Consider the following 21623-nt stretch of genomic DNA (forward strand, 5'->3'; position numbering starts at 1 on the left):
TTGCATGCGTCCAGCGTGGAACGCCCGCGCTTAGTGCCGCTGCCGCTCTCCACACGTTCAAAAAACTGGCAAAACCGGCCCCAACAAGCCCCTTGAGGCCGGTTTAGAGCCGGTTTTGCCAGAGTTCTGAACCGCCAAGGCCCCGGGACGGAGCTAGACGCCGAGCAACCGCGCCCCGAGGTACGCCTCGAGCTCGTCGAGCGGCACGCGCTCCTGAGCCATCGTGTCGCGCTCGCGCACGGTCACGGCGTTGTCGTCGAGCGAGTCGAAGTCGACCGTGACGCAGAACGGCGTGCCGATCTCGTCTTGGCGGCGGTAGCGGCGGCCGATCGCTCCGGCGTCGTCGAAGTCGATGTTCCAGAGCTTGCGGAGCGTGGCCGCGACCCCGCGCGCGAGCGGCGAGAGGTTCTCGTTGCGCGACAGCGGCAGCACGGCGACCTTGACCGGCGCGAGGCGGCGGTCGAGCTTCAGCACGGTGCGCTTGTCGACACCGCCCTTCGCGTTCGGTGCTTCGTCTTCGTGGTACGCGTCGACGAGGAACGCCATGAGGGCTCGGGTCAGGCCGAACGCCGGCTCGATGACGAACGGGGTCCAGCGCTCGTTTTTCGCCTGGTCGAAGTACGACAGGTCGACGCCCGATGCCTCGCTGTGCGTCTTCAGGTCGAAGTCGGTGCGGTTCGCGACGCCCATGAGCTCGCCCCACTCCGATCCGGTGAAGCGGAACTTGTACTCAAGGTCGACGGTGCGCTTCGAGTAGTGCGACAGCTTCTCGGCCGGGTGCTCGTAGCGGCGGATGTTCTCCGGGGTCACGCCGAGGTCGAGGTACCAGGCCTCGCACGCGTCGATCCAATATTGGAACCACTCGTCGTCGGTGCCGGGCTCGACGAAGAACTCCATCTCCATCTGCTCGAACTCGCGGGTGCGGAAGATGAAGTTGCCGGGCGTGATCTCGTTGCGGAACGACTTGCCGACCTGCGCGATGCCGAAGGGCGGTTTCATACGCGAGGCGCTCATGACGTTGTTGAAGTTGACGAAGATGCCCTGCGCGGTCTCTGGGCGCAGGTAGACCATGCCCTGCTCGTTGTCGACGGGGCCGAGGTAGGTCTTGAGCAGGCCGGAGAAGTTCTGCGGCTCCGTCCACGAGCCCTCCTGACCGGTGTCGGGGTCGCGGATGTCGGCGAGGCCGTTGACCGGCGGGTGGCCGTGCTTGTTCTCGTAGGCCTCGAGCAGGTGATCGGCCCGGTAGCGCTTGTGGGTGTGGAGCGATTCGACGAGCGGGTCGGAGAAGACCTCGACGTGGCCGGAGGCCTCCCAGACGGTGCGCGGCAGGATCACCGAGGAGTCGAGCCCGACGATGTCGTCGCGGCCCTGCACCATGAACTTCCACCACTGCTGCTTGATGTTCTCTTTAAGGGCGGTGCCGAGGGGCCCGTAATCCCACGCCGAGCGGCTGCCCCCGTAGATCTCGCCCGCCTGAAAGACGAAGCCGCGGCGCTTGGCCAGGGCGATGACGGAATCGAGACGGTTCGGTGCTGCCACGTGGAGTACTCCCAGAAGTTAGTGATGCGACGCTCGCGCTGGATGCGCGAGGCTCCGGGCGAGTTTACCGGTGCGCCGAGCCGAGGGCGGCGGCTACGGCTGCCACGTCGGCCGGAGTGTTCCAGAGATGGAAGGCCACTCGGGCCCGGCCGGCGCGACCGGAGGCGGTGATCCCCGCGGCGCCGAGCAGGGCCAGATCAGACCCCTCAGGATCCGCCCACGTCACGATGGCCCGTCCCTGCCGAGGGATTTCGAGCGCGTCGCACAGCGCGTCGCCGAGTCCGCTCGCGTGCGCCCAGATCAGGGTCGTATCGACCTCGGCGAACTGTTCGAGCACGACGGCTGCGCCGACCACGGCCTGCCACGCGGGCGACACGTCGAACCGCCGGGCGTCTCTGGCGAGCTCGAACGCGGCTCCGTAGCACGACGCCCAGACGTCGGCTCCGGCGTACCAGCCGGCCTGGATGGGCCGAAGTGTCGGCTCGAATGCCTCCGACAGGGTCAAGAAGGCGACTCCGCGCGGTGAGCACAGCCACTTGTAGGCGTGGGTGACCGTCGCGTCGTAGCGGCCCGCGTCGACGGGAAGGACTCCTGCCGCCTGGGTGAGGTCGATGAGCGTCCGGGTGCCGTGGGCACGAGCCGCGGCGACGACGAGATCGTCGTCGGCGAGCTCACCGGTGGCCGACTGCACGAGCGAGTAGGCGACCAGCCAGGTGTCGCCGTTCACCGCCTCAGCGAGCGAGTCGAGAGGAACCTCGCGAAGGCGAACGCCCCGATGCGACTGGCTGGCGAATGGGGAGACGATCGAACTGAAGTCGCCTTCGACGCAGAGCACTTCCGCTCCGTCTGGAACAGCCGCGGCGATCACCGACACGAGCACGGAGGTCTGCGAGCCGAGCGCTACCCGATCCGCGCCGACTCCGACGATGCGAGCGAACGCGACACGGGCCCGCTCGGCGAACGCTCCGTAGGCGGTGGGCGACACGGTGCCACCCGACCAAGCGTCGAGGTCGGCACGCATCGCGGCCGTCGCCGTGCGGGTCGGCAGACCGCCGGTGCAGGCCGCCAGGTAGTTCGTTCCGCGCGGAAAGTCGGCGACGAGTCGATCGAATGCGGTCATGCGTCCAGCGTGGAACCGCGGCAGGCATCACACAACCGCCAGTTGTCGATCGAATGTATAACCATTCGTTATGCTGACGCGATGACCGACGATCTCGATCTCGCCGACCTGCGAGCCATCCGAGCGGTGGCCGAGACCGGCAGCATCACTGCTGCCGCCGCGCGGCTCGGCTACAGCCAGCCCGCGGTCACGCAGCGGCTGCGGCGGGCCGAAGAGCAGATCGGCCAGCCGTTGCTGCGGCGGTCCCGCCGCTCGGTCTCACTCACCGAGGCCGGCACGCGCCTGGCCCGTCACGCCGTCCACGTGGAGGCCGCCCTGGCCGCCGCTCGCGACGACCTGGCCGGGCTTCGCGGCGTCGAGTCGGGCTCCGTCCGCCTCGCCGGATTCCCGAGCGCCTCCTCCACCCTCGTTCCCGCGATCCTCTCCGCACTCGCTGTAGCCCACCCCGGGCTCACCACGACCTACATCGAGGTCGAACCACCCGAGGCCCTCGATCTCCTCCGCCGTGGTGAGGTCGACGTGGCGCTGACCTTCGGCTACCCGGGAGACGGACGAACCCCAGGATCCGACCCGGCCGAACCCGGCCCCCGCCCGGCCGGGTCTCAGCACGACGGCATCACCGAGCGGCCGCTCTTCCGAGACACGATGTTGGCTGTCGCGCCTACCGGCACCCTCGGATCCTCGTTGCCCGGCCCAGGCTCCCGCCTCGACGACCTCGCCGTCCTCGCGGGGTCGAGGTTCATCGGCGGCTGCCCGCGATGCCGAGGGCACCTTCTCGCCACCTGCCGCCGAGCGGGTTTCGAGCCCGAGATCATCCTCGAGACCGACAACGCTCTGGCCGTGCTCGGCCTGGTGGCGGCTGGGCTTGGCGTGGCACTTTTGCCCGCGCTCTCGCTCGTTCCGGCACCCGTGCCGCCGGGCGTCGAGACGGCGCGGCTGCCCGGGGCGAGTGACCGCGTGCTGTCGGTGGCGTATGCCAGCGGGGCGGAGCGGATACCCGCGATCGGGGTGGCGGTCGAGATCGTGCGAACGCTCGACCATGCCGCGTTCGGGCTCCGGCCCGTTTCCGTCTAGCCTCGGCCCGGCTCACGGCGCTGTCGGGGGCGCCGGTTAGGGTGACCGTGTGCCCAGACGACTGCTGAAAGCCCTGCTCGCGACCGCGGTGGTGCTCGCCGTCGCCGGATGCGCTCCCGCCGTGGGGTCGCTGACCCCGGTCGGCGACAACGGCACGTCGGGCTCGGGGCTCGGCGATGCAGGATCGGGCGGTTCGGGCTCTGGCGGTTCGACTTCGGCGCCCCAGCCGCAGGTCACTGGCGGCACCGGCTCGGGCGGCAGTGGTTCGTCGTCGAGCATCGATCCGAAGTCGCTCGCTCCGGGCGGCACCCTGCTCAACCAGGTCAACTACAAAGACCTCACGATCTACGTCTACCGGGTCGGCGAACTCACGACGACCGCGCCGTCGATCTACGCCCACCCGGGCGGCAACGACCCCTACCCGGCCGGCACCAAGGTCGAGGTGACCGCGTACGTGCTGGTCAACGACTCCGGCCGACGGCTCGACCTCACCGACCTGAGTGCCGATTACTCGTCGTACGGCAACGCCCTTGCAACGCAAGACACGTTCGCTGGCGCCGACCTGCTCAAGAAAGACGGGTACAGCTCCGACCTCGGCAGTCAGTTCCCCGCCGGGTCGTCGACGTGGTACCTGCTGCCCGGCAAGGCCGTCGTGTTCGGCAACGCGTGGTTCCACCGGGCCAGCGACGGTCCGCTCACGCTGCAGTTCCTCTGGCCGTCGGAGCGCATCTTCCTCGGCGCCAATGTGACGTTCTAGCCGATCGCGCCCGTCCCGCCCCGCCCCCGAATTCGAAGGAGATCCGGGTGCTCGACCCCGTCGGATCCTGATGTTTCTGCTCGCGGCCCGGCGTTTTTCCTTCGAATTTGCATCGGCCGCGCGACGGACCCGCCGGAGCGGCTCAGACCCGCGCCGTCGGCGAAAACAGCCCGGCTAGGACGCGGGCCTGTGCCGGTCGTGCGGGTTTGTGCCGATCGCTCGGGCCTGTGCCGAGCGTGCGGGTCTGTGCCGAGCGTGCGGGTCTGTGCCGACCGTGCGGGTCTAGGCGGGCTCCGCCGAAGCCCCGCCAGCAGCCGGCGCATCCACCGCGCCGCCGAACCGCCGCCCGCGATTCGTGTACTGGTCGATTGCACCCCACAGGTCACCGCGCGTGAAGTCGGGCCACAGCTGATCCAGGAACACCATCTCGGCGTACGCCGACTCCCACAGCTGGAAGTTCGATGTGCGCTGCTCCCCCGACGACCGCACGAACAGGTCGACGTCGGGCAGCTGCGACTGGTAGAGGTGCCGCTGAATGACCTTCTCGGTGATCCCCGACGGCTTGAGGCGCCCGGCCGCGACCTCGGCGGCGATCGACCGCATGGCGTCGGTGAGCTCGTTGCGGCCGCCGTAGTTGACGCACATGTTCAGGGTCATCGTGGTGTTGGTGCGCGTCGCCTCTTCGGCCACCTGCAACTCGTTGATGACAGATGCCCAGAGTTTCGGACGCCGACCCGACCATACGATCTTCACGCCCCACGCGTTGAGCTGCTCGCGCCGCCGGTGGAGCACCTCGCGGTTGAACCCCATCAAGAAGCGCACCTCTTCGGGCGAGCGCTTCCAGTTCTCGGTCGAGAAGACGTAGACGCTGAGGTGCTGCACTCCGGCCTGGATGGCACCCGCGACGACCTCGAGCAGGGCCGCCTCGCCTGCCTTGTGGCCTTCGATGCGGGGCAGGCCGCGAGCATTGGCCCAGCGGCCGTTGCCGTCCATGACGACGGCGACGTGCTTGGGCGCCGCGCCCGGCTCATAGACCGGAGGCGTGCCGCCCTGCCAATCGAGGGGCAGGTATTCCATGTCGACGGCGTCCATGTGCTTCGGGACGGCGCGTCGACCGAACAGCCCGCGCTTCTCAGAACCGGCGGAGGGGGTAGAGCTCACAGAACTTCTCCTGTTCGGGCATTGACGCGAGGGGCGTTGACGCGAGGGGCGTTGACGACAGCGGCATTGACGCCAGCGGCACCGGCGCCAGCGGCACTGACGGCGGGGGTGCGATCGACGTGTTGCAGCGACCGGAGCCCGCGCTCGAGGTGCCACTGCGTGTAGGCGGCGACCACGCCGCTCGCCTGATTGCGGGTGCTCTCGCCCATCGCCTCGGCGGTGGCCCAGTCTCCGCTGAGCAGGGCCCCGAGCAGGGCGAGAGTCTGAGGATCCAGGCGCGGCGCCCCGGGGGGTGCCGCCTCATCGGCCACGACGCCGCCGAGCTGCACCACGAAGGCGGAGTGCGGGCCGGGGGCACCGGTGACGGCGCAGTCACCGAAGCTCGGGGCCCAGCCGGCGATGGACAGGGCGCGGAGGAGATACGAGTCGAGGATCAGCTGAGGGTCGTGAGCGCGCTGCGCGAGCGACCGCAGGGCGCCGACGAGCAGCAGGTACTGCTGGAGACCTGCCTCGGCGTCGGTGAGCTTGTCGGCGGTCTCGACGAGCACGCTGGCGGCGGTGTAGCTCGCGTAGTCGGAGACGATCGCGGCGCCGTACGACCCGATCGACTCGGCCTGGGTGACGATGTCGAGGCTGCGGCCCCCGTAGAGCTGCAGGTCGGCCACCATGAACGGCTCGAGCCGCGCGCCGAACTTCGACGCGGTGCGGCGGACGCCCTTCGCGACGGCGCGGATCTTGCCGTGTGAGCGCGAGAGCATCGTCAGGATCCGGTCTGCCTCACCCAACTTGTGGGTGCGCAGAATTACGCATTCATCTCGATAGACCGGCACCCGTCCAGTATCCCCCGCGTGGCAGAATCACTGGGTGTCCGCCACAGCCTTCTCCATCCCCCTCTGGGCTGATCTTCTGGCGGTGGCCATCGGCAGCCTCCAGGGTGCCCTCTTCGCGAGCCAGTTCCGGGAGCGTCGGGTCGATCTGCTCGGGGTCGCCATCATTGGCACGGCAACGGGGCTGGGCGGCGGGATCCTTCGTGATGTGCTCATCGGCGAGGTGCCGAGAGCGATGCAGAGCAACTGGTATCTCATGACCGCGGTGCTTGCCGCGCTGCTCGGAATGCTGCTGCAGCGGTTGTTCAACCGGCTGGCGGGGTTCATCACGATCCTCGACGCGTTGACCATCGGCCTGTTCGGAGCGATCGGAGCGACCAAGGCGCTGGCGCTCGGCCTGCCCGAGATCCCGGCGGTCTTCGTCGGGGTCGTCTCGGCGGTCGGCGGCTCGGTCGTCCGTGACCTGCTGATGAACCTGACGATCGCCATGATGCACGTCGGCTCGCTCTACGCCGTGGCCGCCGGGGCGGGTGCGGCCCTGCTCGTCGCCCTCGTCGTCTTCGGGGTGCCGACCCCGCTGGCCGGCCTCATCGGAACCGCGACGACGTTCTCGATCCGCCTGCTGGCGGTGCGGTTCGGATGGAGCCTACCCGAGCAACGCGCGCTGTCACGGCTGCCGCGCTGGCGTCGCCCTCGCTAGGCGAGGCCCGCCGCAGGCACGAACGACACCGCCTTCCGGAGAAGACACCCGCGATGGGCGGTGTCTTCCCCGAAAGGCGGTGTCGCCGTGTCGCAGTGTCGCCGGGCCGCTAGGGCGCGAGCGGGCTAGGCCGTCGCCAACTCGGCGTCGACGTCGGCCCGGGTGCGCAGCGCGCGGTTGACGGCCGAGACGATGGCCTTCAGGCTCGCCGTCGAGATGTCGGCGTCGATTCCGACTCCCCAGAGGCGCGTGCCGTCGACGTCGAGTTCGACGTAGGCCGCGGCCTGAGCGTCGCCCGAGGCGCTGAGGGTGTGCTCGACGTAGTCGTACAGCTTCACCTGCACGCCCTGATCGGCCAGCACGGCGATGAATGCGGCGATCGGGCCGCTGCCGACGCCCTCGGTCGAGACGACCGACGAACCGGCCCGGAGGTCGACCGAGAGGTGAGTCTCACCGCTCATGTCGCTGCGGGTGCCGGTGCGGGTGAGCTCGAAGTGGCCCCACTTGGCATCGTCGACCTGGGCGGGCAGGTATTCGTCTTGGAAGATCTCCCAGATCTGCTCGCTCGTCACCTCGCCGCCCTCGGAGTCGGTCTTCGACTGCACGACACCCGAGAAATCGATCTGCAGTTTGCGCGGCAGATCGAGCGAGTGGTCGGTCTTCAGCAGGTAGGCGACGCCGCCCTTGCCCGACTGCGAGTTGACGCGGATGACGGCTTCGTACGAGCGACCCAGGTCTTTCGGGTCGACCGGCAGGTACGGCACGGCCCAGGCGATGTCGTCGACGGACTTGCCCTGAGACGCCGCCGACGCGGCCATCGCCTCGAAGCCCTTCTTGATGGCGTCCTGGTGCGAGCCCGAGAAAGCCGTGTAGACGAGGTCACCGGCCCACGGGCTGCGCTCGGGCACGGGCAGCTGGTTGCAGTATTCGGCCGTGCGCTTGACCTCGTCGAGATCGGAGAAGTCGATCTCGGGGTCGATGCCCTGGGTGAACAGGTTGATGCCGAGGGCGACCAGGTCGACGTTGCCGGTGCGCTCGCCATTGCCGAAGAGGCAGCCTTCGATGCGGTCTGCACCGGCCAGGTAGCCGAGTTCGGCCGCGGCGATAGCGGTGCCGCGATCGTTGTGCGGGTGCAGCGACAGGATCACGTTCTCGCGGTGAGCGAGGTTGCGGCTCATCCACTCGATGGCGTCGGCGTAGACGTTCGGCGAGGCCATCTCGACGGTGGCAGGCAGGTTGACGATGACCTGGCGTTCCGGGGTGGGCTCGAACACCTCGACGACGGCGTTGCAGATGTCGCGGGCGAATTCGAGCTCGGTGCCGGTGAACGACTCGGGGCTGTATTCGTAGTAGACGATCGTCTCGGGGACGGTGGCCTCGGCGATCTTGCAGAGGCGGGCGCCCTCGAGGGCGATGTCGATGATGCCCTGCTTATCGGTGCGGAACACGACGTCGCGCTGCAGGATGCTGGTGGAGTTGTAGAGGTGGACGATCGCCTGCTTGGCGCCCTTGATCGACTCATAGGTGCGGTTGATGAGATGTTCGCGCGCCTGGGTCAGCACCTGGATGGTGACGTCGTCGGGGATCGCGTTCTCTTCGATGAGGCTGCGCACGAAGTCGAAATCGGTCTGCGAGGCCGAGGGGAAACCGACCTCGATCTCTTTGTAGCCCATGTTCACGAGCAGATCGAACATGATCCGCTTGCGCTCAGGGCTCATCGGATCGATGAGGGCCTGGTTGCCGTCACGGAGGTCGACCGCGCACCAGCGAGGGGCCTTCGTCGTTCGCTTCGTCGGCCAGGTTCGATCGGGCAGGTCGACTGCGATCTGCTCGTGGAACGGGACGTACTTGTGGATCGGCATCCCGGAGGGCTGCTGCGAGTTCTTCATGGTCTCTACCTTGCGTCGTGAAAGTGGTCAGCCAGTTGCGTGGAGAAGCAACGCGAACACCGCGACGAGGGAGGCCTTAGGAGGAGGTCTCGTCGCGGCAACTAAGAAGGAGCAGGCCGAACAGCACAAAATGACCCTAGCACCGGGCTCCCGTCAGAGGCCACCGCGCGACGGATCGGGGGCGGTGCGTCAGACGATGAGCCCGTGCTCGTAGGCGTAGACCACCAGCTGGACACGATCGCGAAGCGAGAGCTTCGCGAGGATCCTCGAGATATGGGTCTTGACGGTCGCCTCGCTGAGGTACTCGAGCTGCGCGATCTCGGAGTTCGACAGCCCGCGAGCGGCCGACTGGAAGATGTCGCGCTCTCTCGTGGTCAGTGCGCCGAACGCCTCGGGCGCCACCTTGGATCCTTGGTTTCCGCCGTCGAAGTGCTCGAAGAGCTCGCGCGTCGCCGACGCGGCGATGACGCTCGTGCCCGCGTGCACGGTGCGAATCGCGGCGAGCAGAAACTCGGGATCGCTGTCTTTCAACACGAAGCCGCTGGCTCCGCTGCGGATCGCGCGAGTCGCCGCCTCGTCGAGATCGAAGGTCGTCAAGACGAGGATCCGGGGCGCGGGCCTCTTTTCGCGGTCCGCCTGTTCGAGAATGGCTGCGGTGGCAGCTATGCCGTCCATGTTCGGCATGCGGATGTCCATGAGCACGACGTCCGGTCGCGTCCGCGCCGCGACCTCGACGCCCTCGGCTCCGTCGCCTGCCTCCCCCACGAACTCCAGATCGCGCTGCGACGAGACCACCATGCGGATGCCCGCCCGGAACAGCGCCTGGTCGTCGACGAGGAGCACCCGAATGCGCGAGGCGGTCGGGGCGTCGGTGGGGCTGGTGGTTGTCATCGAAGTCGGACCTCCTGGGTCAGCGCGGCGGTGGGGATCGTGGCTCGCACGATGAAGCTGCCCCCGGCCTGGTGGGTGGTGAGGGTGCCGCCGGCGAGAATCGCGCGCTCGCGCATGCCGACGATGCCGTGGCCCCGCCGCTCATCGGGGCGGAACTGCCCGCTCGACGTCAGGGCGTTCGGATCGATCGGTGCCGCAGGCTGCATGGTCGACGCGACGACGATGATCAGGTCGTCGGGACGCCAGTCGAAGAGCACCTCGACGGTGGACGTCCGGTCGCCGTGGCGCAGGACGTTCGTGAGGGACTCCTGCACGATCCGGTAGATGGCGAGTTGGCGGTTGCTACCGAGCTGGCCCGGGGTGCCGCTCGAGCGCAGATCGATCGAGAGGCCGGCTGCCGTCATCTGGTCCACGAGCTTCTCGAGGTCGCCGAGAACCGGCTGCGGTGCCGCCCCCTGGCTGTGCCGGAGCTGGCCGAGGAGCACACGCACCTCGACCAGCGATTCGCGGGCGGTCGCCGCGATGGTGCTCAGCGACTGCTCAACCGAGGTCGGGTCAGCCTGATAGGCGTAGCGGGCACCGTCGGCCTGCGCGATGACGACGGCGAGCGAGTGAGCGACGACGTCGTGCATGTCGCGCGCGATCCGTGATCGCTCCTGCTCGACGGCGATGTCGCGCTCGGCCCGAGCCGCCTCGCGGGCGGCACGGGCTGCATCGTTCTCGGCGCGGAGAGCTTCGCGCTCGGCGATGAGCTGCGCGTCGCGGCTCTCCCTCGCGGCGAGTCGCGTGCGGACGAGCTGACCTCCCACCCAGGGCAACCCGAGAAGCGCCAGGAATCCGAGGAACGTCACGCCGATTTGGAGCAGCAACTGGACGAGGTCGGTCGCGTTGGTGACGTCGTGCGGCACCCCGAACAGGGCCAGCCGGGCGAAAGTCACGTAGAACATGCCGAGCGCTGCGCCGATGCCGACGGAGCCGAGGCCGAGCCACTTGACGCGGGAGCTGCCATACGCCGCGGTTGCGTACAGCACCGCACAGATCGCGAGGTTCGACACCTGCGGGGTCGAGAGCGTCAGCATCTCGAAGGCGGCGGTCGCCCAGGCGAGAGACAATGCCGCCGCGGGCGAGATGCGGCGGAACGCCAGCGCGACGACCATGCCGCCGGTGATGATCAGCGAGAACGCGTTGGCCCGGTAGTCGAACGGCAGCGTGACCAGCGTCGTGACGACGGCCACCGCCACATCGAACGCCAGTTGGCGCGAGGTGAGGCGTCGGAAGATCACGCCCTCCACCGTAGGGGGTCTGTCGCCGCCCGCCCCGCTCGGGAGGCGGAGTCGCGACCTTCGGCGACCGGAATCACTCTCGCGATGTACTGGCTAGAAGCCGAGGCGCCCGAGCTGCTTCGGGTCGCGCTGCCAGTCTTTCGCGACCTTCACCCGGATCGAGAGGAAGACCTGCTTGCCGACCAACGGTTCGATCTGAGCACGGGCTCGCTCGCCGACCTCGCGGAGGCGCGCTCCCTTGTGGCCGATGATGATGCCCTTCTGGCTGTCGCGCTCGACGAAGAGGTTGGCGTAGATCTCGATCAGCTCTTTGTCGTCGCGCTCGACGATGTCGTCGATGGTGACGGCGAGCGAGTGCGGAAGCTCGTCTTGGACGCCCTCGAGCGCGGCTTCGCGGATGAACTCGCTGACGCGGTCTTCGACGAGCTCCTCGGTGACGATGTCGCTCGGGTAGAGCTGCGGCGACACCGGCAGGAGTCGGATCAGCTCGGAGACCACCGTGTCGAGCTGGATCTTCGAGACCGCGGAGAGCGGGATGATCGTCTCCCAGTCGCGCAGGCCGCTGACGGCGAGGAGCTGCTCTGCCACAGCGGCGCGGGAGGACGCGTCGACCTTCGTGACCAGCGCGACCTTCTTGGCGCGAGGAAACTGGTCGAGCTGCTCGTTGATGAAGCGGTCGCCGGGGCCGAGCTTCTCGTCGGCGGGAACGCAGAAGCAGATCACGTCGACCTCGCCCAGCGTGTCTTGCACGACCGAGTTGAGCCGCTCGCCGAGAAGGGTGCGGGGGCGATGCATGCCGGGGGTGTCGACGAGCACGAGCTGGCCGCTGGGTGCGTGCACGATGCCGCGGATGGCGCGACGGGTGGTCTGCGGCTTCGACGAGGTGATCGCGACCTTCTCGCCCACCAGAGCATTGGTGAGGGTCGATTTGCCCACGTTCGGTCGACCGACGAACGAGACGAAGCCGGCGCGGTATTCGGGGGAAGGGGTCATCGTGCTGTCCGCTCGTTGGAGGTGCTGGTGCTGCCGGGGGAATTCGGTCGGATCGGGGTGGTGGAGCCGGCGTGAGCTGCGAAGGCGGCCTGGCTGGCGATGAGGGCCGGGTCGCGACGCACCAGGACGGTCTGCAGGTCGCGCCGGCGGCCCTCCGTGCGATTCGCGGTGAGGATGAGCCCGGAGACCGTGGCCTCGGATCCTCGTTCGGGAAGTCGTCCGAGCGCCTTCGTCAGGAGCCCGCCCACCGAATCGACGTCGTCGTCGTCGAGCTCGATGCCGAACAGGTCGCCGAGCTCGTCGACCGGCAAGCGGGCGCTGACGAGGTACACGCCGTCCGAGACCTCGCGGTGCGACGACACGGCCTGGTCGTATTCGTCGCTGATGTCGCCGACGAGCTCTTCGATGAGGTCTTCGAGAGTGACGAGGCCGGCGATTCCGCCGTATTCGTCGACGATCATCGCGAGGTGGTTCTTGCCCGCCTGCATCTGGCGCAGAGTCTCGTCGGCTCGCTTGGATTCGGGCACGAAGACCGCGGGCTTGGCGAGGTCAGACGCGTAACGGAGCGACGCACCACGACCCTCGTGGAGGAAGCGGGCCGTGTCGCGCAGATAGACGATGCCGAGGATGTCGTCGCTGTCGCGCCCGACGACCGGCACACGGGAGACGCCCTTGCCGAGGAACACGCCCATGGTCGTCTCGATCGTGGCGTCGGCGTCGACGGTGACCATGTCGGTGCGCGGCACCATCACCTCGCGGACCACGGTCTCACTGAACTCGAAGATGGAGTGGATGAGAGTGCGGTCGTCTTCGTCGAGCACCTCCATCTCGGTGGCCTCGTCGACCATGCTGAGCAACTGCTCTTCGGAGGAGAACGAGGTGGCGCTGTTGCGGCCCGGGGTCACCCGGTCGCCGAGCGCGACCAGTAGGGCTGCGACGGGGCCGAGCACGAGCCGGATCGCCCGGACGAGCGAGGCGTCGAAGCCGATCAGAGCGCGAGCGTGAGCCCGCCCGACGCTGCGAGGGCTGGAGCCGACCAGCACGAACGAGACCAGGGTCATGATGAGGGCGGACAGGAGCAACGCCCACCACCACTCGGCGATCGTGTAGGCGAAGGCGAGCGAGACCAGCACGGCGGCGGCCGTCTCGGCGAGGATCCGCACGAAGTTGACGGCATTGACGTGCGCGCCGATGTCGTCGGCGATCGCTACCAGGGCGCTGCCACCTCGGCGCCGCTTCTCGGCCAGCTCGAGCAGGTCGGCACGGCTCAACACGGTCAGAGCCGAGTCGGTCGCTGCGAGCACACCGCCGAACACGACGAGGAGGACGGCCGCGGTGACGAAGATCGCGATCATCATCGGTCGCTACCTCGCGGAATCGAGCTCGGCGAAGGCCGAGAGGATCTGCCCCTGGATGCCGAACATCTCGGCCTTCTCGTCGGGTTCGGCGTGGTCGAATCCGAGCAGGTGCAGGACGCCGTGGCAGGTGAGCAGCAGCATCTCGTCGAGCGTCGAGTGGCCCGCCGTGACAGCCTGGGCGGCGGCGACCTGCGGGCAGACCACGATGTCGCCGAGGAGACCGGCGGGCGTGGGCTCGTCTTCGGTGCCGGGCCGGAGTTCGTCCATCGGAAAGCTCAGCACGTCGGTGGGGCCGGGTTCGTCCATCCACTGCACGTGGAGCTGCTCCATCGCTGCCTCGTCGACGAGCACGATCGCGAGCTCGGCCTCGGGATGGACGTGCATCTGATCGAGCGCGAAGGTCGCGAGGCGAAGAATGGTCGCCTCGTCGCCCTCCAGCCCGTCGATGCCGGATTCGTTGTTGATCTCGATGCTCACTGGGCTTCTTTCGCGTGGAGTCGGGCGAGCTTCTCAGCGTCGAACTTCGTGTAGGCGTCGACGATCTTGGCGACGAGGGTGTGGCGCACCACGTCGTCGCTGGTGAGACGAGCGAAGTGGATGTCGTCGATCTCGCCGAGCACCCTCGTGACGAGCTGCAGCCCGCTGGAGCCGGTCGGGAGGTCGACCTGGGTGATGTCGCCGGTGACCACCATCTTGGAGCCGAACCCGAGACGCGTGAGGAACATCTTCATCTGCTCGGGCGTGGTGTTCTGCGCCTCGTCGAGCACGACGAACGCGTCGTTGAGCGTGCGGCCGCGCATGTACGCGAGCGGAGCCACCTCGATGGTGCCCGCTGCCAGAAGCTTCGGCACGATCTCGGGATCCATCATCTCGCCGAGCGCGTCGTAGAGAGGGCGGAGGTAGGGATCGATCTTGTCGGTGAGGGTGCCTGGCAGGAAGCCGAGCCGCTCACCGGCCTCGACGGCGGGCCGCGTGAGGATGATGCGCGAGACTTCGCGCCGCTGCAGCGCCTGGACGGCCTTGGCCATCGCGAGGTAGGTCTTGCCGGTGCCGGCCGGGCCGATGCCGAAGACGATCGTGTTGTCGTCGATGGCGTCGACGTAGTCTTTCTGGCCGAGCGTCTTCACCCGGATGCTCTTACCCTTGTTCGTCAGGATCGTGGTGCCGAACAGCTCGGCGGGGTGACCCTTGCCGCTGTCGAGGATCTCGCCCGTGGTCGCGACCTCGGCGGGGCCGAGCTCGTGCCCCGACCGCACCATCGTCACCAGTTCGTCGACGAGGTCGCGCGCACGGCGGACGTCGTCTGCGGGGCCCTCGAGTGAGACCTCGTTGCCCCGGACCAGCACTCGCACCGACGGATACCGCTGTTCGACGGTTCGCAGCAGGCGATCCTGCGGGCCGAGGAGCTGCACCATGGCCACGCCATCGATGGTGAGGTCGTCGCGAACGGTGGAACCGGTGCCGCCGGCACCGGTGGGGCTTTCGGAGCTATTAGGCAAGTGAGCCTTCCTGGAGGGTGCCCGCCATGACGTGGGCGTGAACGTGGAAAACGGTCTGACCGGCTGCTTCGCCGGTATTGAAGATCAAGCGGAACTCACCCGGCGTGAATTCCCGGATGACGGCGGGATCCGTCACCAACCGCGATGCGACATCGACGATCTCGGCGAGCAGCCCGGGATCGCCTGCGGCCAACTCGACGACATTCGCGTAGGCGGCGGTCTTCGGTACGACGAGGAGGTGCACGGGTGCTTTCGGCGCGATGTCTTCGAAGGCGATCACCGAATCGCTCTCGAAAACGATCGTCGCCGGGATCTCTCGACGCACGATTCGCTCGAAGATCGTCGGCTCGGCTGCGGAGGTGCTCATGCCCCCATCGTAACGAAGGCGACCGACACCGGACCGGGCGGAGAAAGCGGGTCGCACGAGCCGCAGTGCACCGTCACCAGCGCCCGAGTCGCAGACTCAGCGCGGCCAGCGCGGCCGGGCCCGCTGTCGAGGTGCGGAGCACCGAGTCGCCGAGGCGCACAGCGATGGCGCCAGCCGCCTCGAGCGCCTCGATCTCGTGCGGCGTTACGCCGCCCTCCGGGCCGACGACGATGACGACGTCGCGAGTGTCGGCCTCGTCGCCCAGATCGACGGTCGAGAGCGCAACGGTCGCCGTGGGTTCGAGCACCAGCACTCGTGACGTTGCCGCCCGGGCCACGAGCTGGGCCGTCGTCGCGACCTCGGACACCGTCGGCTGCCACGCACGAATCGACTGCTTGGTCGCTTCGCGCACGATGGCGCGCCAGCGTGCCAGGCCCTTGGCCACCTTCGGCCCCTCCCAGCGCGAGATGCTGCGCCCCGCCGCCCAGGGCACGACCTCGTCGACCCCGAGTTCAGTGGCCGCCTGCACGGCGAGCTCGTCGCGATCGCCTTTCGCAAGCGCCTGCGCGAGCACGACACGGCGAAGCGGACCAGGATCCGCAACCACCGTCTCGACGCGAAGCACGAGTCGGTCTCCGCTCGCCTCCTGCACGGTTCCCCCGACGACGAGCCCTCGCCCGTTGCCGACTCGCAGTGCGTCGCCGACCCGAACCCGGCTCACCGTGACGGCATGTCGGGCTTCGGCGCCGGTCAGCACCACGTCGGAGCCGGCGGAGGTCTCGGTCAGCTCGTCGGCGAGGTAGAAGTGCGCCACGATCAGAAGTTCAGAAACCGGTCGCGGAGCTTGCCGAAGAGACCCTGCTGAAACTGCGAGAGCTGCGGCGAATCGTGCTTGCGGCCGGAGGCGAACTTCTCGACCAGCTCGCGCTCCTTGTGGCTGAGTTTGGTCGGGGTGACCACCTGGATGCCGATCTTGAGGTCGCCGCGACCCGTGCCGCGAAGTCGCGTGACGCCGCGGTCTTTGATGGTGACGACGTCGGCGCTCTGCGTGCCCGGCTTGACCTCGACCGAGATGTCGCCGTCGAGGGCCTTGACCGTGGTCGTCGTGCCGAGGATCGCGTCGGCCATCTGCACCTCGAGTGTTGCCAGGAGGTCGTCGCCGTTGCGGCTGTAGACGTCGTGGTGCTTCACCTTGACCTCGAGGTAGAGGTCGCCGTTCGGGCCGCCGGCGGGGCCGACCTCGCCCTGGCCGGGCATCTGCAGGCGGATGCCGGTGTCGACGCCCGCGGGTACGTCTACGGGGATCGTACGGCGGGCTCGGACGCGACCCTGGGCCTGGCAGGTCGGGCAGGGGTTCGGGATGACCGTGCCGTAGCCGCGGCAGGTGCCGCAGGGGCTCGAGGTCATCACGTTGCCGAGGAGCGAGCGCACCTGGCGGTTGATCGAACCGGTGCCATGGCAGATGTCGCAGGTCTGCGGGCTGGTGCCCGGAGCGCAGCATGAGCCGTTGCAGGTCTCGCACAGCACGGCCGTGTCGACCTCGATGTCGCGCTGAACACCGAAGATGATGTCTTCGAGGTCGACCTCGAGGCGCAGGAGGGCGTCTTGCCCACGCTCGCGGCGTGACCTGGGGCCCTGGCGCTGCTGGTTGCCGCCGAAGAACGCGTCGAAGATGTCACCGAAACCGGCGCCGCCGCCGCCACCGCCCCCGAAGCCCGGCTGCGGGCCGAGGTCGTAGCGCTCCCGCTGCTGCGGGTCGCTCAGGACGTCGTAGGCGTGCGTGACGTCTTTGAAGCGGTCCGATGCCTCGGGGCTCGGGTTGACGTCGGGGTGGAGCTCGCGTGCGAGCTTCCGGTACGCCTTCTTGATCTGTTCCGGGGTCGCGCTGCGCTCGACTCCGAGGACGTCATAGTGATCTGCCACTGGTCTCCGTCGTGCTTTCGTAAGGGGATTCGGTGAGTCTTGGGGAGGGATCCTGAAGCTCAGGATCCGACGGGAAAGGGTGCGAAATCGTCTCAGTCGTTGCCGAGAAGGCCACTCAGGTAGCGTGCCACCGCGCGGACGGCCGCCATGTTGCTCGAGTAGTCCATGCGGGTGGGGCCGAGGACGCCCAGCCGGGCCACCTCGCCACCCGACGCCGTGTAGCCGCTGGCGAGAACCGACGTCTGGCCGAGGCCGAACGAGTCGTTCTCACGGCCGATTCGCGCGATGACGTCGGCGTCGCCCGCCGGGCCGTCGCGCATCTCGCCGAAGAGTCGAAGCAGGGTGACCTGCTCTTCGATGGCTTCGAGGACGGGAAAGAGGTTGCCCGAGAAGTCGTCTTCGGTGAGCACGAGGTTCGCCGTGCCGGCCATGACCAGGCGTTCTTGCCGGCCTGCCGTCGCCTCGTCGACGAGGGCGGTGCAGACGGCCGCCACGAAGGCGGCGCGCTCGGGGCGGAACTCGGTCGGCAGCGCGGTCAGCACGGCGGCTGCCTCGGCGAGCGTCTTGCCGCCGACACGGGTGTTGAGTTTCGCGCGGAGCTCGCCGACGAAGGCCTCGTCGACCGCGATCGCCGTCTCGATGCTTCGTTGCTCGACGTGGCCGGAGTCGGTGATGAGCACCGTCATCAGGCGGGTCTCGCTGAGACGAACGAGCTCGACGTGACGAACCGTGGCTCGGGAGAACGTGGGGTATTGGACGAGCGCAACCTGGTTGGTGAGCTGCGACAGCAGCCGCACCGTGCGCGAGAGCACCTCGTCGAGATCGGACGAGTTGCCGAGGAACGTCTCGATGGCTGTGCGCTGGGCGACAGTCAGCGGCCGCAGGTCGGCAAGCTGGTTCACGAACAGGCGATACCCCTTGTCGGTGGGCACTCGACCCGACGACGTATGGGGCGCGGCGATCAGCTCTTCTTCTTCGAGCAGAGCCATGTCGTTGCGGATCGTGGCCGCGGAGACACCGAACTGGTGGCGCTCGACGATCGACTTCGAACCGACGGGCTCGCGCGACTCGACGTAGTCGTGGACGATGACGCGGAGAACCTCGAGACCTCGCTCGCTGACCACGGTCGCCTCCCTCCACGAATTCGGAACGTCGCACGGCTGGCACTCGCTCCGTGAGACTGCCAATGGTACTCCACGCCCCCGACAAGCCCTGGTCGTGGGGCGGGGCGTGCCGCTAGGCTCGCTGACCGACGACGATTGGCGAGACATGACCGGCACACCTCCCCCTCCGCCCCCGACCGACGGCCCGTACGGCGGAAATCAGCCTCCCTACGGCGGCAACCAGCCGCAGCAGCCGCTCCGGCCCGAAGACGAGAAGCTCTGGGCCACGCTGATTCACGTGGGCGGCATCTTCTACTTCCTGCCATCGTTGATCGGCTACCTTCTGCTGCGCGATCGCGGGCCCTTCATCCGCGAGCACACTCGCGTCGCCCTCAACTTCCAGCTGACGATGCTGATCGCTAGCTTCATCGGCGGCCTTCTCTCGATCGTCGGCATCGGCCTGCTGATCGTGGGCGCCGTCTGGATCGTCAACATCGTCTTCTCGATCATCGCCGCGCTGGCGGCCAATCGCGGCGAGTACTACCGCTACCCGCTGAGCATCGAGTTCATCAAGGCCTGAGGCGCCCTGCGAGTCTCCTCGCGGGCCGCCGCGCGACGGTAGAGCCCCGAGTGCCGCCAAATGCCGGCAGGGGTCTCGCCGAGCGCGCATTGGGCGGCACTCGGCAGAAAATGCTCGGCCTGCCGCTGGCCGGGCACTGGCTGAAGCCCCGAGTGCCGCCAAATGCCGGCTGAGGCCTGGCCGAGCGAGCATTAGGCGGCACTCGGCGAAAGCGACGTCTGGATCGCGGCCGGGCGGGGAGCGGGCGAGCTCAGTCGCCGAGCAGACGGCGCACGACGGCGTCGGCCAGCAGCCGACCGCGAAGCGTCAACCGGATCGTGCCCGCAAGCGCCCGCCTGCCGTCGACCAACTCGTCGGCGATGAGCCCGGCCACGGCCTTTCTGCCGGTCTCGTCGAGCTCGGCGACGAGCAGGCCGTCTCGGATCCTAGTCTTCAAAAGGACGTTCTCGACCGCACGGGTCTCGGCGTCGAGGGTCTCTCGACCGGCCGCGGGCGAGACGCCCGAGAGCACACGCTCGGCGTAGGCGGCAGGGTGCTTGACGTTCCACCAACGGACTCCCCCGACATGGCTGTGAGCGCCGGGGCCGACTCCCCACCAGTCGTGGCCGCGCCAGTACGACAGGTTGTGCCGGCTCGAGTGCTCGTCGCCCCGCGCCCAGTTGCTGACCTCGTACCACTCGTAGCCCGCCGAGGCGAGGCGCGCGTCGGCCAACTCGTACATGTCGGCGGCCGTGTCGTCGTCGGGCTGAGCGACCTCGCCACGCCGGATCTGCCGGGCGAGCTTCGTCCCGTCTTCGACGATGAGCGAGTACGCCGACAGATGATCGGGCTCCTGGGCCAGGGCCTGGTCGAGCGAGCGCTCCCAGTCGCCGAGCGTCTCGCCGGGCGTGCCGTAGATGAGATCGAGGCTGACGTCGAGCCCCGCGTCTCGGGCCCATTCGACGACGAGCGGGATCCTCGCCGGGTCGTGCGTGCGCTCCAGAGTTGCCAGCACGCTCGGAACGGCCGACTGCATGCCGAAGCTGACGCGCGTGAACCCGCTCTCTTTGAGCGCCCGGAGGTACTCGGCGTCGACCGAATCGGGATTCGCCTCGGTGGTGACCTCTGCCCCGTCTTCGAGCGACCAGGTATCGCGGACCGCTGCGAGCATCGCCGAGAGATCGCTCGACGGCAGCATCGTCGGGGTGCCTCCGCCGAAGAAGACGGTCGACACGACTCGGTCGGGAAGACCGGCAGAGCGAAGGATCCGCCCGGCCCCCTCGATCTCACTCACCGCCTGCCCGGCGTAATCGCTCCTCTTCACCCCGCGGAGCTCGTCGCCCGTGTAGGTGTTGAAGTCGCAGTACCCGCACCGCACGCGGCAGAACGGCACGTGCAGGTAGACGCCGAAGTCGCGAGCGTCGGCCCCCTCGACGACGGATGCCGGAAGGGCGCCGTCGGCGGGCGCGGGGTCGCCGAGAGGAAGAGTGCTGGGCACGCCTAGTCGCCGACCAGCACGCGGAGGTAGCGCTGGGTGAACTTGTTCTGCTGCGCGCGGAGGAACGGGGCAACGAGGCGCCACTTCCAGTTGGCGGGACGCGAGAACGCGCGAATGGTGAGCCAGACGGAGCCGTCGTCGGTCTGGTCGATGACCCACGACTCTTCGCCGCTCTCGGGGTGACCCTCGAGGGTGCCGTAGGCGAAGCCCTTGCGGGTCGGCTCGTCGATCACGTAGACCACACGCACCGGCGCGCGGTTGGTGCGGCCGTAGGCCTTGATCGAAAGCGTGGCGGTTGTTCCGGCAGTGAGGAACGGCTCCCCTTCGGGCGAGAAGTGGGACTCTCCGTCAGAGGGCGAGTAGTCGGCACCCTCGAGCGGGTTGCCCTCGTCGTCGAAGGTGACGGGCGTGTACGCGCCCTCCTCGACGGTCGGCACGGAATCGACGTGGACGTCGATGCCGCTGCGCTCCTGCACCTTCCAGGTCATGATGGCCGACCAGGCCGCCTCGAAGCGGGCGTCGCCGTGGCCGATGCGGGTGCGGTACTCGACGGGGCGGAAGCCCTTCGGCGGGTACTGCATCAGGTCGGGGGCCTGCGTTGCCCCGACCTGCCCGTAGGTGGTCTGGGTGTCGGTGTGGGTCGCGCGGCGCATCCGTCGAGTCTAACGCCGGGCCCTGGGCTGCTCGCGCGAGAGGCCGAGTGCCGCCATTTGCCGGTTTGAGCTCGTGTGCGTCGGCATTAGGCGGCACTCGGTGACCGGTGCGATCGAAGGCCGCCGAGTGCCGCCGAATGCGTGCCGCACGACGCCGAGTGTGCGAAAACCGCCCCTCGCGAGAGTCGCGGGGGCGGTTTTCGTGCACTCGATGGGGCCGGGCCCCAGCGCTTATGTGGTCAGCGCTTGCCGGTGACAGCCCGGACGATCCAGCCGATCACACCGATCGCGACCACGATGAGACCGATGATCAGCAGGAACTTGACGGCGGCGCCGATGAAGCTCAGTCCGAAGAGGACGATTCCGACGATGATGAGGATGATAAACAGAGCAGGCATGCCCTAAGCATGCCCGCTCTCGTCGTCGGCC

General features: G+C 68.3%; 22 protein-coding genes. 4 read left to right on the forward strand and 18 right to left on the reverse strand.

Annotated features, from left to right (window positions below; translation table 11 throughout):
• Positions 1 to 153: 153 nt before the first annotated feature.
• Both EDF39_RS14440 and EDF39_RS14445 read right to left on the reverse strand, forming a co-directional pair.
• Positions 154 to 1539: a glycine--tRNA ligase gene (locus EDF39_RS14440; RefSeq protein ID WP_055958311.1), complete on the reverse strand. Its 1386-nt coding sequence runs from the start codon at positions 1537 to 1539 to the stop codon at positions 154 to 156.
• Between the two features lie 64 nt (positions 1540 to 1603).
• Positions 1604 to 2659: an aminotransferase class V-fold PLP-dependent enzyme gene (locus EDF39_RS14445; protein WP_123944117.1), complete on the reverse strand. Its 1056-nt coding sequence runs from the start codon at positions 2657 to 2659 to the stop codon at positions 1604 to 1606.
• Between the two features lie 81 nt (positions 2660 to 2740).
• Between EDF39_RS14445 and EDF39_RS14450 the strand changes: the two genes are divergently transcribed.
• Together EDF39_RS14450 and EDF39_RS17535 are read left to right on the forward strand one after the other, a co-directional pair.
• Positions 2741 to 3733, forward strand: a complete 993-nt coding sequence (locus EDF39_RS14450; protein ID WP_123944119.1) for a LysR family transcriptional regulator — start codon at positions 2741 to 2743, stop codon at positions 3731 to 3733.
• A gap of 49 nt (positions 3734 to 3782) precedes the next feature.
• The gene (locus tag EDF39_RS17535; protein ID WP_158613237.1) at positions 3783 to 4490 is read left to right on the forward strand and encodes a hypothetical protein; all 708 of its coding nucleotides are present in this window, start codon (positions 3783 to 3785) and stop codon (positions 4488 to 4490) included.
• A 282-nt stretch (positions 4491 to 4772) separates the two neighbouring features.
• Here EDF39_RS17535 and EDF39_RS14465 read toward each other — a convergent pair whose 3' ends face one another.
• Both EDF39_RS14465 and recO read right to left on the reverse strand, forming a co-directional pair.
• Positions 4773 to 5582, reverse strand: coding sequence for an isoprenyl transferase (locus EDF39_RS14465; protein ID WP_055958322.1), 810 nt, complete (start codon positions 5580 to 5582; stop codon positions 4773 to 4775).
• Between the two features lie 65 nt (positions 5583 to 5647).
• Complete coding sequence (recO, locus tag EDF39_RS14470) at positions 5648 to 6481, reverse strand: DNA repair protein RecO (protein WP_123944125.1); 834 nt, start codon at positions 6479 to 6481, stop codon at positions 5648 to 5650.
• 34 nt (positions 6482 to 6515) lie between these two features.
• Between recO and EDF39_RS14475 the strand changes: the two genes are divergently transcribed.
• Positions 6516 to 7178, forward strand: a complete 663-nt coding sequence (locus EDF39_RS14475; protein ID WP_055958325.1) for a trimeric intracellular cation channel family protein — start codon at positions 6516 to 6518, stop codon at positions 7176 to 7178.
• 125 nt (positions 7179 to 7303) lie between these two features.
• Here EDF39_RS14475 and leuA read toward each other — a convergent pair whose 3' ends face one another.
• The 11 genes from leuA to hrcA all read right to left on the reverse strand — a co-directional run bounded on the left by leuA (position 7304) and on the right by hrcA (position 18505).
• Entirely contained in the window at positions 7304 to 9067 is a 1764-nt protein-coding gene (gene leuA, locus EDF39_RS14480; protein ID WP_123944127.1) for a 2-isopropylmalate synthase, read from the reverse strand.
• A gap of 189 nt (positions 9068 to 9256) precedes the next feature.
• Complete coding sequence (locus EDF39_RS14485; RefSeq protein ID WP_055958331.1) at positions 9257 to 9958, reverse strand: response regulator transcription factor; 702 nt, start codon at positions 9956 to 9958, stop codon at positions 9257 to 9259.
• Entirely contained in the window at positions 9955 to 11241 is a 1287-nt protein-coding gene (locus tag EDF39_RS14490; RefSeq protein ID WP_233573140.1) for a sensor histidine kinase, read from the reverse strand. The genes EDF39_RS14485 and EDF39_RS14490 overlap by 4 nt, the downstream gene beginning before the upstream one ends.
• Before the next feature lie 93 nt (positions 11242 to 11334).
• Complete coding sequence (gene era / locus EDF39_RS14495) at positions 11335 to 12234, reverse strand: GTPase Era (protein WP_055958337.1); 900 nt, start codon at positions 12232 to 12234, stop codon at positions 11335 to 11337.
• A complete protein-coding gene (locus EDF39_RS14500) occupies positions 12231 to 13592 on the reverse strand; it encodes a hemolysin family protein (RefSeq protein ID WP_123944129.1) in 1362 nt (453 codons plus the stop codon). Before EDF39_RS14500 ends, era begins: the two co-directional genes overlap by 4 nt.
• A gap of 6 nt (positions 13593 to 13598) precedes the next feature.
• Positions 13599 to 14069 carry an rRNA maturation RNase YbeY gene (gene ybeY / locus EDF39_RS14505; protein WP_123944131.1) on the reverse strand — a complete coding sequence of 157 codons (471 nt, stop codon included), beginning with the start codon at positions 14067 to 14069 and terminating at the stop codon, positions 13599 to 13601.
• Positions 14066 to 15091: a PhoH family protein gene (locus tag EDF39_RS14510; protein ID WP_370275192.1), complete on the reverse strand. Its 1026-nt coding sequence runs from the start codon at positions 15089 to 15091 to the stop codon at positions 14066 to 14068. The genes ybeY and EDF39_RS14510 overlap by 4 nt, the downstream gene beginning before the upstream one ends.
• Positions 15084 to 15458: an HIT domain-containing protein gene (locus tag EDF39_RS14515; RefSeq protein ID WP_123944133.1), complete on the reverse strand. Its 375-nt coding sequence runs from the start codon at positions 15456 to 15458 to the stop codon at positions 15084 to 15086. The genes EDF39_RS14510 and EDF39_RS14515 overlap by 8 nt, the downstream gene beginning before the upstream one ends.
• Before the next feature lie 73 nt (positions 15459 to 15531).
• Entirely contained in the window at positions 15532 to 16272 is a 741-nt protein-coding gene (locus EDF39_RS14520) for a 16S rRNA (uracil(1498)-N(3))-methyltransferase (protein ID WP_123944135.1), read from the reverse strand.
• A 2-nt stretch (positions 16273 to 16274) separates the two neighbouring features.
• Positions 16275 to 17381, reverse strand: a complete 1107-nt coding sequence (dnaJ, locus tag EDF39_RS14525; RefSeq protein ID WP_055958350.1) for a molecular chaperone DnaJ — start codon at positions 17379 to 17381, stop codon at positions 16275 to 16277.
• A gap of 92 nt (positions 17382 to 17473) precedes the next feature.
• The gene (gene hrcA / locus EDF39_RS14530; protein WP_123944137.1) at positions 17474 to 18505 is read right to left on the reverse strand and encodes a heat-inducible transcriptional repressor HrcA; all 1032 of its coding nucleotides are present in this window, start codon (positions 18503 to 18505) and stop codon (positions 17474 to 17476) included.
• Between the two features lie 145 nt (positions 18506 to 18650).
• Here hrcA and EDF39_RS14535 point away from each other — a divergent pair, with 145 nt between their 5' ends.
• On the forward strand, positions 18651 to 19064 hold the full coding sequence (locus tag EDF39_RS14535; protein WP_123944139.1) for a DUF4870 domain-containing protein: 414 nt from the start codon (positions 18651 to 18653) through the stop codon (positions 19062 to 19064).
• Positions 19065 to 19314: 250 nt separating this feature from the next.
• On the opposite strand, the gene hemW is transcribed toward EDF39_RS14535, so the two are convergent.
• From hemW to EDF39_RS17640, 3 genes are all read right to left on the reverse strand, one after another.
• Positions 19315 to 20541 (reverse strand): radical SAM family heme chaperone HemW, encoded by a 1227-nt coding sequence (gene hemW, locus EDF39_RS14540; protein ID WP_123944141.1) that lies wholly within the window; start codon positions 20539 to 20541, stop codon positions 19315 to 19317.
• 2 nt (positions 20542 to 20543) lie between these two features.
• Positions 20544 to 21194 (reverse strand): DUF1990 family protein, encoded by a 651-nt coding sequence (locus EDF39_RS14545; RefSeq protein WP_055958361.1) that lies wholly within the window; start codon positions 21192 to 21194, stop codon positions 20544 to 20546.
• Positions 21195 to 21433: 239 nt separating this feature from the next.
• Positions 21434 to 21592: a hypothetical protein gene (locus tag EDF39_RS17640; protein ID WP_199726216.1), complete on the reverse strand. Its 159-nt coding sequence runs from the start codon at positions 21590 to 21592 to the stop codon at positions 21434 to 21436.
• Between the last annotated feature and the right edge of the window lie 31 nt (positions 21593 to 21623).

Source organism: Frondihabitans sp. PhB161 (genome assembly GCF_003814635.1).
Classification (GTDB): domain Bacteria; phylum Actinomycetota; class Actinomycetes; order Actinomycetales; family Microbacteriaceae; genus Frondihabitans.

Excerpts from the sequence above, each read along its gene's own strand:
- EDF39_RS14445 (WP_123944117.1), bottom strand. The coding sequence starts at position 2,659 with ATGACCGCATTCGATCGACTCGTCGCCGACTTTCCGCGCGGAACGAAC.
- EDF39_RS14450 (WP_123944119.1), top strand. The coding sequence starts at position 2,741 with ATGACCGACGATCTCGATCTCGCCGACCTGCGAGCCATCCGAGCGGTG.
- EDF39_RS14465 (WP_055958322.1), bottom strand. The coding sequence starts at position 5,582 with ATGGACGCCGTCGACATGGAATACCTGCCCCTCGATTGGCAGGGCGGC.
- leuA (WP_123944127.1), bottom strand. The coding sequence starts at position 9,067 with ATGAAGAACTCGCAGCAGCCCTCCGGGATGCCGATCCACAAGTACGTC.
- EDF39_RS14485 (WP_055958331.1), bottom strand. The coding sequence starts at position 9,958 with ATGACAACCACCAGCCCCACCGACGCCCCGACCGCCTCGCGCATTCGG.
- era (WP_055958337.1), bottom strand. The coding sequence starts at position 12,234 with ATGACCCCTTCCCCCGAATACCGCGCCGGCTTCGTCTCGTTCGTCGGT.
- EDF39_RS14500 (WP_123944129.1), bottom strand. The coding sequence starts at position 13,592 with ATGATGATCGCGATCTTCGTCACCGCGGCCGTCCTCCTCGTCGTGTTC.
- EDF39_RS14515 (WP_123944133.1), bottom strand. The coding sequence starts at position 15,458 with ATGAGCACCTCCGCAGCCGAGCCGACGATCTTCGAGCGAATCGTGCGT.
- EDF39_RS14535 (WP_123944139.1), top strand. The coding sequence starts at position 18,651 with ATGACCGGCACACCTCCCCCTCCGCCCCCGACCGACGGCCCGTACGGC.
- EDF39_RS14545 (WP_055958361.1), bottom strand. The coding sequence starts at position 21,194 with ATGCGCCGCGCGACCCACACCGACACCCAGACCACCTACGGGCAGGTC.
- EDF39_RS17640 (WP_199726216.1), bottom strand. The coding sequence starts at position 21,592 with ATGCCTGCTCTGTTTATCATCCTCATCATCGTCGGAATCGTCCTCTTC.